Source organism: Mesorhizobium sp. 113-1-2 (assembly GCF_016756475.1).
GTDB classification, from domain to species: domain Bacteria; phylum Pseudomonadota; class Alphaproteobacteria; order Rhizobiales; family Rhizobiaceae; genus Mesorhizobium; species Mesorhizobium loti_C.
In genome coordinates, this window is sequence record NZ_AP023242.1 from 602,572 (window position 1) to 618,161 (window position 15,590).

General features: G+C 63.3%; 14 protein-coding genes. 8 read left to right on the plus strand and 6 right to left on the minus strand.

All coding sequences use genetic code 11. The annotated features are described in order from the left end of the window. Positions 1 to 106 precede the first annotated feature (106 nt). The 8 genes from JN279_RS02790 to JN279_RS02825 all read left to right on the plus strand — a co-directional run bounded on the left by JN279_RS02790 (position 107) and on the right by JN279_RS02825 (position 8,990). Positions 107 to 1,417 carry an ABC transporter substrate-binding protein gene (locus JN279_RS02790; RefSeq protein ID WP_095203035.1) on the plus strand — a complete coding sequence of 437 codons (1,311 nt, stop codon included), beginning with the start codon at positions 107 to 109 and terminating at the stop codon, positions 1,415 to 1,417. A gap of 141 nt (positions 1,418 to 1,558) precedes the next feature. Then, positions 1,559 to 2,431: a carbohydrate ABC transporter permease gene (locus tag JN279_RS02795; protein ID WP_096452548.1), complete on the plus strand. Its 873-nt coding sequence runs from the start codon at positions 1,559 to 1,561 to the stop codon at positions 2,429 to 2,431. Positions 2,432 to 2,442: 11 nt separating this feature from the next. Continuing rightward, positions 2,443 to 3,267: a carbohydrate ABC transporter permease gene (locus JN279_RS02800; protein WP_096452546.1), complete on the plus strand. Its 825-nt coding sequence runs from the start codon at positions 2,443 to 2,445 to the stop codon at positions 3,265 to 3,267. Positions 3,268 to 3,317: 50 nt separating this feature from the next. Beyond that, the gene (locus tag JN279_RS02805) at positions 3,318 to 4,316 is read left to right on the plus strand and encodes an ABC transporter ATP-binding protein (protein WP_096452544.1); all 999 of its coding nucleotides are present in this window, start codon (positions 3,318 to 3,320) and stop codon (positions 4,314 to 4,316) included. A gap of 2 nt (positions 4,317 to 4,318) precedes the next feature. Continuing rightward, positions 4,319 to 5,089, plus strand: coding sequence for an L-iditol 2-dehydrogenase (locus JN279_RS02810; RefSeq protein WP_096452542.1), 771 nt, complete (start codon positions 4,319 to 4,321; stop codon positions 5,087 to 5,089). A 140-nt stretch (positions 5,090 to 5,229) separates the two neighbouring features. Further along, positions 5,230 to 6,708 carry a mannitol dehydrogenase family protein gene (locus JN279_RS02815; protein ID WP_096452540.1) on the plus strand — a complete coding sequence of 493 codons (1,479 nt, stop codon included), beginning with the start codon at positions 5,230 to 5,232 and terminating at the stop codon, positions 6,706 to 6,708. A 15-nt stretch (positions 6,709 to 6,723) separates the two neighbouring features. Next, on the plus strand, positions 6,724 to 7,407 hold the full coding sequence (locus JN279_RS02820) for an HAD-IA family hydrolase (protein ID WP_096452538.1): 684 nt from the start codon (positions 6,724 to 6,726) through the stop codon (positions 7,405 to 7,407). Next, positions 7,404 to 8,990: an FGGY-family carbohydrate kinase gene (locus tag JN279_RS02825; protein WP_096452536.1), complete on the plus strand. Its 1,587-nt coding sequence runs from the start codon at positions 7,404 to 7,406 to the stop codon at positions 8,988 to 8,990. The genes JN279_RS02820 and JN279_RS02825 overlap by 4 nt, the downstream gene beginning before the upstream one ends. A gap of 9 nt (positions 8,991 to 8,999) precedes the next feature. Here the strand turns inward: JN279_RS02825 and JN279_RS02830 are convergent, their stop codons facing one another. The 6 genes from JN279_RS02830 to JN279_RS02855 all read right to left on the minus strand — a co-directional run bounded on the left by JN279_RS02830 (position 9,000) and on the right by JN279_RS02855 (position 15,447). Beyond that, a complete protein-coding gene (locus JN279_RS02830) occupies positions 9,000 to 10,085 on the minus strand; it encodes an ABC transporter ATP-binding protein (RefSeq protein ID WP_202351940.1) in 1,086 nt (361 codons plus the stop codon). Positions 10,086 to 10,087: 2 nt separating this feature from the next. Beyond that, a complete protein-coding gene (locus JN279_RS02835) occupies positions 10,088 to 11,134 on the minus strand; it encodes an NAD(P)-dependent alcohol dehydrogenase (protein ID WP_096452534.1) in 1,047 nt (348 codons plus the stop codon). A 15-nt stretch (positions 11,135 to 11,149) separates the two neighbouring features. Continuing rightward, positions 11,150 to 11,962: a carbohydrate ABC transporter permease gene (locus JN279_RS02840; RefSeq protein ID WP_096452532.1), complete on the minus strand. Its 813-nt coding sequence runs from the start codon at positions 11,960 to 11,962 to the stop codon at positions 11,150 to 11,152. Then, positions 11,959 to 12,825 (minus strand): carbohydrate ABC transporter permease, encoded by an 867-nt coding sequence (locus JN279_RS02845; RefSeq protein WP_096452530.1) that lies wholly within the window; start codon positions 12,823 to 12,825, stop codon positions 11,959 to 11,961. The genes JN279_RS02840 and JN279_RS02845 overlap by 4 nt, the downstream gene beginning before the upstream one ends. A gap of 189 nt (positions 12,826 to 13,014) precedes the next feature. After that, positions 13,015 to 14,289 carry an ABC transporter substrate-binding protein gene (locus tag JN279_RS02850; RefSeq protein ID WP_096452528.1) on the minus strand — a complete coding sequence of 425 codons (1,275 nt, stop codon included), beginning with the start codon at positions 14,287 to 14,289 and terminating at the stop codon, positions 13,015 to 13,017. 240 nt (positions 14,290 to 14,529) lie between these two features. Beyond that, positions 14,530 to 15,447 (minus strand): AraC family transcriptional regulator, encoded by a 918-nt coding sequence (locus tag JN279_RS02855; RefSeq protein WP_096458277.1) that lies wholly within the window; start codon positions 15,445 to 15,447, stop codon positions 14,530 to 14,532. Positions 15,448 to 15,590: the final 143 nt, after the last annotated feature.

Consider the following 15,590-nt stretch of genomic DNA (forward strand, 5'->3'; position numbering starts at 1 on the left):
CGAGTGCTGCGCTGCAGCATCGAATCCGGCTTGACATAATTCACGGCAAGTGAGTAATTGCTCATAGCCAAGGCAAATGCTCATCTTGGTTCATGGGAGGAATTTGATGAAACTGCGCACGCTCACCCTGGGCTTGTTGTCGGCCAGCGCTCTCGCTTTTGCCGCACATGCCGAATCCATCACCATCGCCACCGTCAACAATGGCGATATGGTCCGCATGCAGAAGCTGACCGAAGACTTCACCAAGGCGAACCCCGACATCCAGCTCAACTGGGTCACACTCGAAGAGAACGTGCTGCGCGAGCGCGTTACCACCGACATCGCCACCAAGGGTGGCCAGTATGACGTGATGACCATCGGCACATACGAAGTGCCGATCTGGGCCAAGCAGAGCTGGCTTTTGCCGCTCGACAAGCTCGGCGACGACTATGACGCCAAGGACATCATCCCGGCCATTGCCGGCGGCCTTTCGGTCGACGGCAAGCTCTATGCCGCGCCCTTCTACGGCGAAAGCTCCTTCGTCATGTACCGCAAGGATTTGATGGAAAAGGCCGGGCTGAAGATGCCCGATGCGCCGACCTGGGACTTCATCAAGCAGGCCGCCGACAAGATGACCGACCGCGCCAATGGCGTGAACGGCGTGTGCCTGCGCGGCAAGGCCGGCTGGGGCGAGAACATGGCCTTCCTGACCGCCATGTCGAACTCCTTCGGCGCCCGCTGGTTCGACGAGAACTGGAAGCCGCAATTCGACCAGCCCGAATGGAAGAACACGCTGCAGTTCTATGTCGACCTGATGAAGGCCGACGGCCCGGAAGGCGCGTCCTCCAACGGCTTCAACGAAAACCTGGCGCTGTTCCAGCAGGGCAAGTGCGGCATGTGGATCGACGCCACCGTCGCGGCGTCCTTCGTTTCGGATCCGAAGAACTCGACCGTCGCCGACAAGGTCGGCTATGCGCTGGCGCCCGACAATGGCCTGGGCAAGCGCGGCAACTGGCTGTGGGCATGGTCGCTGGCCATTCCGGCCGGCACCAAGAAGGCCGACGCCGCCGAGAAGTTCGTGTCCTGGGCGACCAGCAAGCATTACGCCGAACTCGTCGCTTCGAAGGAAGGCTGGGCCAACGTTCCTCCGGGCACGCGTTCCTCGCTCTACGCCAATGCCGAGTACCAGAAGGCGGCTCCGTTCGCCAAGATGACGCTGGACTCGATCAACGCCGCCGACCCGACGCATCCGACCGTCAAGCCGGTGCCCTATGTCGGCGTCCAGTTCGTCGCCATCCCTGAGTTCCAGGGTCTTGGCACCACTGTCGGCCAGCTCTTCTCGGCGGCTCTTGCCGGCCAGTCGAGCGTCGACGATGCGCTGAAGCAGGCCCAGGACGCTGCCACCGCGGCAATGACCGAAGGCGGGTATATCAAGTAAGGCTCCTCCCGGTGCCGAATGCCGGTCGCGCACCATGACCGGCAGTGGCCGCCCGAGTCCCAGTTCGGGCGGCCATCTTCACAATCCTGGAATTTCTGGCACAACTCTAAAAATCCAGCTGACCTTTGGAGGGTGACCGTCATGGCTACTCAGCAGACCCGTTCGCTTGCCCGTTTCATGATGGCGCCATCCGTCGTGCTGCTGTTCGTCTGGATGATCGTGCCGCTGGTCATCACGCTGTGGTTCTCCTTCCAGCAGTACAATCCGCTCAACCCGATCCGCGACGGCTTCGTTGGTTTCTCCAACTACGCGCTGTTCTACTCCAACCCCGCCTTCCTGCAATCGATCCTCAACACTTTGATCCTGGTGGTCAGCGTGCTGTTGATCACAGTGATCGGCGGCATCCTGCTGGCGCTTTTGATCGATCAGCCGATGTGGGGACAGGGGATCGTGCGCATCCTCGTCATTTCACCGTTCTTCGTCATGCCGCCGGTGGCCGCATTGGTTTGGAAGAACATGATCATGCACCCGCAATACGGGGTGTTCGCCGACATAGCGCGCTTCTTCGGGGCGCAACCGATCGACTGGTTCGGGCAACATCCGATGACGGCGATCATTATCATCGTCGCCTGGCAGTGGCTGCCTTTCGCGACATTGATCCTGTTGACCGCGCTGCAATCGCTCGACGGCGAACAGAAGGAAGCCGCCGAAATGGACGGCGCCGGCTTCATCAGCCGCTTCATCTATCTGACGCTGCCGCACATGTCGCGCGCCATCACCGTGGTCATCCTGATCCAGACCATCTTCCTGCTCTCGGTCTATGCCGAGATCCTGGTCACCACCAATGGCGGCCCCGGCTATGCCTCCACCAACCTGCCCTTCCTCGTCTACCAGAAGGCACTGCTGGAGTTCAAAATCGGCCAGGCATCCGCGGGCGGTGTGATCGCCGTCATTCTCGCCAACATCGTCGCCTTCTTCGCCATGCGCGCGGTCGGCAAGAACCTCGACAAGTAAGGGAGGATAAGATGGCACGTGCAGTCACCACCCAACACAAGGTCATTGCGACAGGCGCCGCCTGGATCGTCGCCCTGCTGATCTTCTTCCCGATCCTCTACACGATCATCACCTCGTTCAAGTCGGAACAAGAGGCGATCCAGGGCTTCGCCCTGATCCCGTCGGGGACATTCGAGAGCTATACAGAGGTCCAGGCGCAGAGCGGCTACTTCAAGTTCTTCTTCAATTCGGTGCTGCTCTCGGTCGGCTCGACCATCCTGGCCCTGCTGGTCGCCATACCGGCGGCATGGTCGATGGCGTTCTCGCCGACCAAGCGGACCAAGGACATATTGATGTGGATGCTGTCCACCAAGATGATGCCGGCGGTCGCGGTGCTGTTCCCGATCTACCTCATCTTCCGCGACACCGGCCTGCTCGACAGCCGCGTCGGCCTGATGGTCATGCTGATGCTGATCAACCTGCCGATCGTGGTGTGGATGCTCTACACCTACTTCCGCGAGATCCCCGGCGAGATCCTGGAGGCGGCGCGCATGGACGGCGCCTCGCTGTGGAACGAGATCATCTATGTGCTGACGCCGATGGCGGTGCCCGGCATTGCCTCGACCATGCTCTTGAACATCATCCTGGCCTGGAACGAGGCGTTCTGGACGATCCGCCTGACCACCACGGATGCCGCTCCGCTCACCGCCTTCATCAGTTCGTTCTCCAGCCCGCAAGGCCTGTTCTGGGCCAAGCTTTCGGCCGCCTCGACGCTGGCGATCGCGCCAATCCTGATCATGGGCTGGTTCAGCCAAAAGCAGCTGGTGCGCGGCCTGACCTTTGGCGCCGTGAAATAATACCGCCGCACGCAACCGACGACGGACAATAACCCCTCGGGGAGGAAACCATGGGAAACATCACGCTCAAGAACGTCTCCAAGTCCTTCGGGGCGACGTCTATCATCCCCGGCCTCGACCTGGTGATCGAGAATGGCGAGTTCGTCGTCTTCGTCGGCCCGTCGGGTTGCGGCAAGTCCACGCTGCTGCGGCTGATCGCCGGGCTGGAGGACACCAGCGGCGGCAGCATCAACATCGATGGCCGTGATGTCACCGGCGAAGCGCCGGCCAAACGCAAGCTCGCCATGGTGTTCCAGTCCTACGCGCTCTATCCGCACATGACGGTGGCCAAGAACATCGGCTTCCCGCTGAAGATGGCCGGTGAAGACAAGGCCACCATCGACAAGAAGGTGGCAGACGCGGCGCGGGTGCTCAACCTCACCAACTACCTGGAACGCCGGCCTGGCCAGCTTTCCGGCGGCCAGCGCCAGCGCGTCGCCATCGGTCGTGCCATCGTGCGTCAGCCGACCGCCTTCCTGTTCGACGAACCGCTGTCCAACCTCGACGCCGCCTTGCGTGGCACGATGCGGCTGGAGATCAGCGAGCTGCATCATCAGCTCAAGACCACCATGATCTACGTCACCCACGACCAGGTCGAGGCCATGACCATGGCCGACAAGATCGTGGTGCTGAATGCCGGCAATATCGAGCAGGTCGGCTCGCCGATGGAACTCTACAAGACGCCGAAGAACCTGTTCGTCGCCGGCTTCATCGGCTCGCCAAAGATGAACCTCATCGAAGGCGCGCCGGCGGCCAAATACGGCGCCAAGACCATCGGCATCCGTCCGGAACACATGGAAATCTCGACCACGGCGGGCGAATGGAAAGCCACCGTCGGCGTTGCCGAGCATCTGGGCTCCGACACGTTCCTGCACGTTCAAACTGACGGCGTCGGGCCGCTGACGGTGCGCGCCGATGGCGAGCTCGCCGTCCATCACGGCGACACCATCTACCTGACGCCCGACAAGGCCAAGCTGCATCGCTTCGGTGCCGACGGAAAGGCAATGTGAGCATGCGCCTGGCCGGCAAATCGGCGCTGATCACGGGTTCGGCCCGTGGCATCGGCAAAGCGTTTGCCGAGGCCTATGCGCGCGAAGGTGCCACGGTTGCCATCGCCGACATCAACCTTGAGGCCGCGCAAAAGACCGCCTCCGAGATCGGCGCCAATGCCTATGCCGTCAAACTCGATGTTACCGATCAGGTCTCCATCGACGCCGCGGTGAAGGCGGTGGAGAGCAAGGCCGGCGGCCTCGACATCTTGATCAACAACGCCGCCTTGTTCGACCTGGCGCCGATCGTCGAGATCTCGCGGGCAAGCTACGAGAAACTGTTCTCCGTCAATGTCGCCGGCACGCTGTTCATGCTGCAGGCTGCCGCCCGCTCGATGATCGCGCGGGGCAAGGGCGGCAGGATCATCAACATTGCGAGCCAGGCCGGACGGCGTGGTGAGCCGCTGGTGGCTGTGTACTGCGCCACAAAGGCCGCGGTCATTTCGCTGACCCAGTCGGCGGGGCTCGACCTGATCAAGCACCGCATCAACGTCAACGGTATCGCACCCGGTGTCGTCGACAGCGATATGTGGGATGAGGTCGATTCGCTGTTCGCCAAATACGAGAACCGGCCGAAGGGCGAGAAGAAGAGACTGGTTGGCGAGGGCGTGCCTTACGGCCGGATGGGCAAACCGGAAGACCTCGCCGGCATGGCGGTGTTCCTGGCCAGCGCCGACGCCGAATACATCGTCGCCCAGACCTACAATGTCGATGGCGGCCAGTGGATGAGTTGAGGGGGGACGGCCTCTGCTTCTCGTTCCTCCGCGGGGAGCAGAGGCCAACATCAGAGGCATGTGCCGTCCCTTAGCCTCTCCCGACAGAACGGGGAGAGGCGGAGTTAAAGAGGCCGGATCCCGGCCAAAGGGTAAAACAGATGACCGTGAAACTCTCTTCCGCCACTCTCGCCAACCTCCCCGCCAAGGTCGCGGGTCCGAAATACGACCGTGCCAGGCTGAAGGCCGGCATCGTGCATTTCGGCGTCGGCAATTTCCATCGCTCGCACCAGGCCGTCTATCTCGACGATCTGTTCAATGCGGGCATCGGCCATGACTGGGCGCTGGTCGGCGCCGGCGTGTTCGAGGGCGAGAAGATCGGGCGCGGCAAGCTGGAAGCGCAGGACTGGCTGACCACGGTGGTCGAGCAGGATGACGGCCATATGAGCGCACGCGTTACCGGCGCGATGATCGACTTCCTGATGCCGGGCGATGCGGCCGGCATCATCGATCGCCTGGCCGATCCTGCAATCAAGATCGTTTCGCTGACCATCACCGAAGGCGGCTATTTCATCGATCCGGCGTCGGGCAAATTCAACCCGGCCCATCCGGATATCGTTGCCGACGCGCAGCCCGGCGCGACGCCAAAGACGGTGTTCGGCATCATCCTCGCCGGACTGGTGCGCCGGCGCGACGAAGGCACCGTGCCGTTCACCGTGATGTCCTGCGACAACATCCCCCACAATGGCCATGTCACCTCGGACGGCGTCATCGGTCTGGCGCGGCTGATCGACGAGGATCTGGCCAGCTGGGTCAGCGGCCATGTCGCCTTTCCCAATGGCATGGTGGATCGCATCACGCCTGCCACCACCGACCGCGAGCGCGGCATCCTGGCCAAGGATTTCGGCGTCGAGGACGCCTGGCCGGTGTTCTGTGAGCCGTTCCGGCAATGGGTGCTGGAGGACCGTTTCACCGATGGCCGTCCGCCGCTGGAAAAGGTCGGCGTGCAGTTCGTCAAGGACGTCGCCCCCTACGAATTGATGAAGATCCGCATCCTCAATGGCGGCCATGCCACCATTGCCTATCCGGCCGGGCTGATGGACATCCATTTCGTGCATGAGGCAATGCAGGAGCCGCTGGTGCGCGGCTTTCTCGACAAGCTCGAGCATGACGAGATCATCCCGACGGTGCCGCCGGTGCCGGACACGGTGCTGGAGGATTATTACCAGCTCATCGAGAAGCGCTTCTCCAATCCCAAGATCGGCGACACCGTCCGCCGGCTCTGCCTCGACGGCTCCAACCGCCAGCCGAAATTCATCATCCCGACCATCGCCGACCGGCTGAAGGCCGGAAAAGGTGTTGCCGGCCTGGCGCTGGAATCAGCACTTTGGTGCCGCTACTGCTTCGGCACGACCGACAGCGGCGCCGTCATCGAACCCAACGACCCGAGCTGGGACCGGCTGCAGGCGACGGCAAGGGCGGCAAAGGACGCCCCCGCCGCCTGGCTCGCCATGGAGGACATCTATGGCGATGTCGGCCGCGCCACAGCCTTCGTCGAGGCCTTCGGCCATGCGCTCAACGTGCTGTGGGCGAATGGCGCGCGCGCCACGCTGACCCGCTACATCGCCGGCAAGCTCTGAGAGCTATCAGCCATCATGACGCCTGAACTGGTCATCTTCGACTGCGACGGCGTGCTGGTCGACAGCGAAGCACTTTCCGTCTCGGCGCTGCTCGGCATGATCGAACTTGCCGGCGGCAGCGTCAGTGAGGACGCCGCCTACGAGCATTTCCTCGGCAAGAGCATGAAAAGCGTGCGCGAGATCCTTGGCCGCGACTTCGGCCTGGAGATCACCGATCAGCATCTGACCGCGATGCGCGTCGACCTGATGCAAAAGTTCCGCGAGGAGCTGAGGCCGATTCCCGGCATCAAGGAAATGTTGCCGAAGCTTGGCCTGCCGTTTTGTGTCGCCTCCTCCGGCACGCTGGAACGCATCCGCTATGCGCTCGAGGTCACCGGCCTGCTCGGGCTGATGGAACCGCATCTGTTCAGCGCCGCCATGGTCGCCAAGGGAAAGCCGGCGCCCGACCTTTTCCTGCATGCCGCCGCCAGCATGCGGGCGCATCCGCGCAAATGCCTCGTCATCGAGGACAGCCCGGCCGGTGTCGCGGCGGCGCGCGCGGCGGGCATGCGCGTCTTTGCCTTCACCGGTGGCGCACACGCCGGCAACCCCGCACTGAAAGCGCGGCTTGCGTCGAGTGAACCGGACTTTATATTCGCTGACATGCTGCAATTGCCCGATCTGATTGCAGGCCTGGGAGCGAGAGTTAGAGCATCTTGACGAAACAGTTTGTTTGCGCGGTCGATGTCGGCACCGGGAGCGCTCGCGCGGGCATTCTCGACGCCAGTGGTACCTTGCTCGGCCGCGCCGATCGGCCGATCGCCATGAACCAGCCAAAGCCCGATCACGCCGAGCATGATTCGCGCGATATCTGGTCGGCCGTCTGCGCCGCCGTGCGCGCCGCCCGCGAAAAGGCCGGCGTCGCGACACAAGACATTGTCGGCATCTCCTTTGATGCCACCTGCTCGCTTGTTGTCCGAAACCGGCAAGGCGATCAGCTCAGCGTCTCGACCACCGGCGACAAGCGTTGGGACACCATCGTCTGGCTCGACCACCGCGCCATTGCCGAAGCCGACGAATGCACAGAGAGCAGCCACGAGGTGCTCAACTATATTGGCGGCGTGATGTCGCCGGAGATGGCGACGCCGAAGCTAATGTGGCTGAAGCGCAATCTGCCTGATACCTGGAAGGAAGCCGGCTATCTATTCGACCTGGCCGATTTCCTGACCTGGCAGGCAACCGGTTCGCTGGCCCGCTCGCAATGCACGCTGACCGCCAAATGGACTTATCTGGCGCATGAGGAAAGCGCCTGGCAGCGCGATTTCTTCGAAATCGTCGGTCTCGGCGATCTCTTCGAGCACGGCAATCTGCCGGAGCGGGCCAGCCCGGTCGGCGCCGACATTGGTCCGCTGACGGCGCAAGCGGCGGCGGAGCTCGGCCTGAGCGAAAACTGCCGGGTCGGCGCCGGGGTCATCGATGCCTATGCCGGCGCGCTTGGCGTGCTTGGCGGCTTTGCCGGCGACGAGCAGGATATCGGCCGGCATCTGGCGCTGATCGCGGGCACGTCGAGCTGCGTGATGGCGATGTCGCCCGACCCGCAGCCTTTCGCCGGGGTCTGGGGTCCCTATTACGGCGCGGCGCTGCCGAAGCTGTGGCTGTCGGAAGGCGGCCAGTCGGCCACCGGCGCCCTGCTCGACCACATCATCCGCTGGCACGGCGCCGGCGGCGAGCCGGATGCCGCCATGCATGCCAAGATCGCCAGGCGGGTTGCCGAACTGCGCGCCACCGAGGGCGAGAACCTCGCCGCACGGTTGCATGTCCTGCCGGACTTTCACGGCAACCGCTCGCCGCTTGCCGACCCGCATGCCGTCGGCGTCGTCAGCGGGCTGACGCTGGATTCCTCCTTCGACAGCCTGTGCAAGCTCTACTGGCGCACCGCCGTCGGCATCGCGCTCGGCGTGCGCCATGTGCTGGAGGCGCTGAACGAGAACGGCTATCTGATCGACACGCTGCATGTCACCGGCGGCCACACCAAGAACCCGCTGCTGATGGAGCTCTATGCCGACGCCACCGGCTGCACGGTGGTCGAGCCGCTGGCCGACGAGGCGGTGCTGCTCGGCACCGGCATGGTCGCCGCCACCGCCGCGGGGCTTTTCCCCGACCTCAACGCCGCCTGTCTTGCCATGCAGCAGGGCGGCAAGACGCGTGCCGCCAACAAGGCCGCCGGCGTTCGATTTGATCGCGACTACCGGATTTTCCTGGAAATGCACCGCCAGCGCCAGGCGCTCGACGCGATCCGTTAGGTCTTTGCGCTATTGCTTGCGCAGCGACGCGCCCGACGTCGCATCGAACAAATGGATGCTTTCTTCCTCGAATGTGTAGCGGACAGGAGCATTCAGCACCGGGCATTCGCGGGCCGGAACCAGCGCGCTGACCTCCTTGCCGCCGGAGCCGAACGTCACCAGCGCGTCATTGCCGTGAAATTCGATGAGATCTGCCGTGCCTTGCAAGATGCCGGCGGTCCCGGCGCCGGCCGTCTTCAGGTCCGGCGGCCGGATACCCAGCACGGCGCGGTGGCCTGCCTCAAGATGAAAGCCCGAGCCATCTATCGAAAGCACCGTTCCGGCGCCAGTCAATGTCCAGCCATTGCCGGCCCGGCTGACCGTCACATCGACAAAATTCATGTTCGGCGTGCCGATGAAACCGGCCACGAACATGTTTCCGGGCCGACGGTAGATTTCCGCCGGAGAGCCGATCTGCTCGATTACACCGTCCTTGAGCAGCACGATGCGATCGGCGAGCGTCATCGCCTCGAGCTGGTCATGGGTGACATAGACGGTGGTGGTCTTCAGCGACTGGTGCAGGCGCGCGATCTCGACACGCATATGGTTGCGCAGCTTCGCATCGAGATTGGAAAGCGGCTCGTCGAACAGGAACACTTTTGGCGTCTTGATCATCGCCCGCGCGATGGCGACGCGCTGCTGCTGGCCGCCGGAAAGCTCGGCCGGCTTGCGGCCGAGATAGGGCTGCAGCCCGAGTGTCCCCGACACCGCTTCGACCCGCTTGTGGATCTCGGCCGCCGGCACCTTCTGCCGGCGCAGCCCGAAGGCGATGTTGTCGAAGATCGTCATATGCGGATAGAGCGCGTAGTTCTGGAACACCATGGCGATGCCGCGGTCGCCCGGATCGAGATCGTTGACCACCTTGCCGCCGATCGAGACCTCGCCGCCGCTGATGTCCTCCAGCCCTGCCAGCATGCGCAGCAAGGTCGACTTGCCGCAGCCGGACGGGCCGAGGAACACGACGAATTCATGTTCCTCGATCGAGAGGTTGAGGTCGCGGATGACCGTGGTGGCGCCATAGGCCTTGTCGACATGGGAGCAAACGATCGCGGACATGATCATCCCTTCTCGCCGCTGAGCAGGATCTGCAGCTTGACGTCTTCCGGATTGCCTTGGGCGGCCCGCTCGAAGGCCTCGATGCTGTCGGCGAAGTCATAGGTGCCGGTGATCAGCGGCTTGAGGTCGACCTTGCCGGAGGCGATGAGCTGCAAGGCGCGGTCGAAGATGTTGGCATAGCGGAACACCGTCTCGATGCGTACTTCCTTGGAGATCGCCGCAGGCACGTTGAGGGCCACCGGCTCAACCGGCAGGCCGACCAGCACCACAGCGCCGCCCGGCCGCACGACATCGAACAGGTCGGCGAAGGCTTTCGGGCTGCCGCTGGCCTCGAAGACGATATCGGCACCCCAATTGTCGGTCGCCGCCGCGACCGCGTCGACCAGCGACTGCTCGCCTATGTTGACCGGCACGATGCCGGCATATTGCGCGGCGATCTTGAGCTTGGGCGCGGAGAAATCGGAAATCAGCACTTTCGAGCAGCCACCGGCCAGGGCGGCAAGCGCGATCATGATGCCGATCGGGCCGCAGCCGACGACGACGGCGACGTCGCCGGGGACGATGCGGGCACGGCTTGCCGCCTGCATGCCGATGGCGAAGGGCTCGACCATCGCGCCCTCGGCGAAGGAGACATTGTCCGGTAGTTTGTAGGTGAAGGCGGCGGGATGCACCGCATAGGGCGCCAGCACGCCATGCACCGGCGGCGTCGCCCAGAAACGGACGTCGGGGTCGACATTGTAGATGCCGAGCTTTGTCGCGCGCGACGACATGTTCGGCACGCCCGGCTCCATGCAGACGCGGTCGCCGACCTTGAAAGTCACGACATTGGCGCCGGTCTCGACGACGGTTCCCGCGGCTTCGTGGCCGAGCACCATGGGTGCGCGCACGACATAGCTGCCGATGGCGCCATGGGTGTAATAGTGCACGTCGCTGCCGCAGACGCCGACAGTATGGATGGCTATCTTGACGTCGTCCGGCCCGACATCGAGCGGCAGCGCGACCTCGCGCAGCGACAGTTCGCCTTTTTTCTCAAGCACCAGTGCCCGCATCGGGAAATCCTCACATCAACTCTTTTTTTGCCGGAAAATGGAATTCAGGAAGCCGCTGAGCACGCCAAGGAACAGCAGCGGCGGCAGCGACAGCAGCACGACCGAGGCGTTGAGAATGCCCCATGGCACATTCATGCCTTGCTGGGAGAGTTCGGAGGCGACGATCGGCAAGGTCTTGGCGTTGGAGCTCGACAGCATCAGGGCGATCAGGAATTCGTTCCAGACCAGCACGAAGCTGAAGGCGACGGCGCCTGCCAGGGAGCGGGCGGCGACAGGCAGCGCGATGCGCCAGAACACCGAATAGGCGCCGTAGCCATCGACGAAGGCGGCTTCCTCGATCTCCTTCGGCACGCCTTGGAAGGCGGGGATGGCGAGCCACATGATCACCGAGATGGTGAGCAGCGAATAGGTGATGATCAGCGCCGGCAAAGTGTCGTAGAGGCCGACCTGCAGCCAGATCACCATCAGCGGGATGGCGACCGCCACCGGCGGCAGGAAGCGCAGCGACAGCACGAAGAACTGTATGTCGCCGGCCCAGCGGTTGGGATAGCGCGCCACCGCGTAAGCTGCCGGCAGGCCGAGCACGACACCGATCAGCACGGCCGAGCCGCAGGCGACGACCGAGTTGTAGAGCCCGGTGAGCACGCTGTCGCGGCCGAGGATATAGCCGATATTGGCCCATGTCGGCGTGAACACCAGGCGCGGCACGCGGGTGATGATGTCGACATTGTTCTTCAGCGCATTGAGCGCCGTCCACAACAGCGGGAACACGGCCATGAAGCCGGCAAAGGCCAGCACGATCCTGCCGATGAGCCTGCCGGGCTTCATGCCTGCACCCGCTTCCACAGCATGGTGAAGGTGATGACCGTGGCGATCATCATCAGCACGGCCATGGCCGAGGCGTAGGAGACCTTGCCGGACTCGATGAAGCCTTGCGAGAAGGCGTACATGTCGAGCGTTTCGGTGGCCACGCCCGGTCCGCCGCGGGTCATCACATAGATCAGGTCGAAGGAGCGCAGCGATTCGATCATCTTGACGAACATCAGGCTGATCAGCGGCGCCTTCAGCATCGGCAAGGTGACATAGGCGTGGATCTGCCAGCGTTTTGCGTGGTCGAGCCGGGCCGCCTCGATCGGCTGCGGCGGCAGGGTTTCGAGCAGCTTCAGCACGATGACGGCGAAGAACAGCCCCCATTGCCAGACATCGACCGACGCGACGGCGAACAAGGCCGTCGCCGGCTTGGACAGCGGGTCGAAGATCAGCCCGCCGGTAATGAGCCTGTAGGGATAGGTGGCGATGCCGTAGAGCGGATGATAGGCGAACTTCCAGACGAAGGCGGCCGAGACGCGCGGCAACAGCACCGGAATGATGAACAGCAGGCAGTAGGCATTGCGCAGACGGGGGCTGGCGACCTCGAACATCAGCACCCCCAGCCCGATCGCCACCACCATGGTCGCGACGACGGTGACGATCTCCCATTTCACCGACACCCAGACCGCGTTGAGAAAGCGGCGGTCGAGGAACAGGTCGCTGAAGTTCGACAGCCAGACCCAGGAATAATCAGGCGTGCTCAACTCGCGATTCTGCAAGGCGATGACGATGGCGTAGAGCGTCGGCACCATCGACAGCACCAGAAGGATGGCGATGGTCGGAACGACGAAGGTGACAGGGAGCGACGTGCGTCGGGCCATTGGCATCTATCCTCGCTTGCGTCTCGATCGTGTCGGCATGGTTTCTCCTAGAGTTTTGACGCAATTCCGGACGGAAAACCGATCACACTTTTCCTGGAATTGCTCTAGGGAGCAAAGTCCCCGCGGCGCGCAGGTCCCGGCATTGCGGACAATGTCGCGGACCGCGCGCCACGGGCGGGAGGATGGGCTCTATTTCTTCTTCGCCAGCTCGGTGGCATAGGCCTCGAGCTCGTTGAGGCCGCCCTTGATGTCGGTGCGGGTGCCGGTCACCAGTTCCTCGAGGATGATGCCCCAGCGGTCGCCGAGATCGGGCCAGCGCGGGTCCTGCCAGAAGTTGACCGCAGTGACCTTGCCGGTCTCTGCCAGCGCCTGGCCCAGATCGGCGCCGTAGATGTCGGCGAATTCCTTGCTGGACAGGATGCTGGTGCGGTTCAGCTCGCCGAACTGGTGGGCATCGAGCCGGCGCTTCTCATTTTCCTTCGATGTCGCCCAGGCGATGAACAGACCGGCGCATTTCTTCGAGGCGTCGTCGGCATTGGCCTTCGCCGCAATGGCAAGGCCATGGCCGTAACCGCCGCCGGGCAGCGGCGAGGGCGGTGGCAGGAAGCCGATCTTGCCGACCACTTGCGAGGTCTTCGGATCGACCGCCATGCCCGACAGCGGCGTCGATTCGACGAGGATGGCGACCTGGCCCGACAGGAAAGCGCCGGTCGATTCATCCCAGCTGCCGGTCTGCGTGCCGGGCGCCGAATCCTTGAACAGCTTGAGGTACGTCTCGGTCGCCTTGATGGCGGCGTCCGAGTTGAAGACCGGCTTGTCGCCATCGAACCACTGGCCGCCATAAGCCTTGAAGAAGGGCATCCAGCGCCAGACATTGGCGCCCGAACCGCGTGCGCCACGCAGCGCGATGCCATACATGCCCTTGTCCGCATTGGTCAGCTTCGGCACGTCGGCGATCAGCTCGTCCAGCGTCTTGGGCGGCTGGATGCCGGCGGCCTCTAGCACGTCCTTGCGGTAGACCATCAGGTCGCCGCCGCCGGTCAGCGGCGCGAACCAGACCTTGCCGTCATAGGTGGCGACCTTCTGGCGGCCGGGATCGAAGTCGGCATAGTCATAGTCAGCCGGATAATAATCGGTCAACGGCACGATCCATTTCGACGAGGCAAACAGAGCGACGTTGGCTTCGTCGACATAGTAGACGTTGTAGTTGCCGACGGTGGACGCATCGGCGCGCGATTTTGCCCGGCGGTCGTTCTCGTTGAGATAGTCGATCTGGAAGCCCGCCCCGGCGAGCTTCTCGAACTCGGCCTTGGAGTCCTCCAGAAGCGTCAGGCCGTCGCGCGGCTGCGCCAGCACCTTGACCGGCGCCGAGCAGACCGGCGCCTGCGCCAGCGCGATGGTTGATACGGTAGCGGAAAGCATGAAAGCTGCGCCCAAGCCCGCAGCGAGCCGAATTGGTTTCATTGATTTTTCTCCTCCAGGAACACTCGCAGGAAGCGGAAGTCCTCGGGGTCTGCGATCCTCACCATCGCCCGAATGACATGCCACCCATCGCCAAAATGCGGCGTTCAACCGGGGCAAGCTAGAAGCCCCGTTGCAGCAAACATGTACTTTTATGCATTGTGCAGCGCAAAATACGGCAACCATCCACGGCTTCCGTCACATGAGTATCGATTTTGTCCAAGCCGCTGATTTAGGGTGTGCTTATGCGCGCATCGTCAGCCGCTGCCGCGACAGCTTGCGATAGGAGGACGGCGTCATTTTGTGCTTGCGCAGGAAGGCGCGGTTGAAGTTGGAGATGTTCATGTAACCGACCTGGAAACAGATGTCGGTGATCGCGATATCGGTGTCGGCCAGGAGCTTGCAGGCCTGCCAGAGCCGGAGCTTGGCGAGGTGGTCGCTGAAGGCGTTGCCGGTGTTCTTCTGGAAGAAGCGCGAGAATGTGCTCTCGCTCATCCCGGCGCGTTCGGCCACATCAGGCAGCTTCAGATCCTCGGCGAAATGCTGGAAGAGATAGGTCAGCGTGCGCTGGATGATGTCGAGCGAGGCGGCGTCGAGGACCGGCGAGAAATCCGGCGATGACAGGAGCTCGTATTCGTCGGTCCTGGCCAGGAGGTCGACCAGTTCGAGGAAGAGGCAGAGGCGGGCGAGCCCATGCACCGTTCCCATCCGCTCCATCAGCTCGGCGCCTTCCAGCGCCGTGCGGCCATGAAAGACCATGCCGCGCAGCGACCGCTCGAGGAACGGCTCGAGTTCGCGCAGTTCCGGCAACAGGCCCGCCGAGCCGCGCAACCTCTGCGCGTCGAATTGCAGGACGATGTCGCGGCCTTCGATCAACTCGCCCGGCTGCACCGCCGTCACCCAGTCATGCGGCAGGCCGCCGCCGACGATGGTCAGATAGCCCGGCCCGAATTCGCCGATGTGATCGCCGACCAGAACCACGCCGGAGGATTTCCGCAGCAGATGGATCTCGTATTCCGGATGGAAGTTCCAGACATTGCGCTCCCAGGGATAGTCATCCAGCCGCCACAGGAAGCTGTCGCTGGCCTCGGTGACGATATGTTCGAAGGCCGGCGCCGTGCGCGGGATCGCGGCCGTGTTCTTTCGCTGTCTGAACGCCATCCATTTCTCCCGGCGGGTCCGCTGGCTGCCGATCTCCAAGGCAATCCGTAGCAGCCCATTGCCGGCAAGGGAACGCGGCAACGGCCCCCCTGGAAGGGCGCTGGCTCAATCGGTGCCCGCTCCTCCTCCCTTGCCTTCATGTC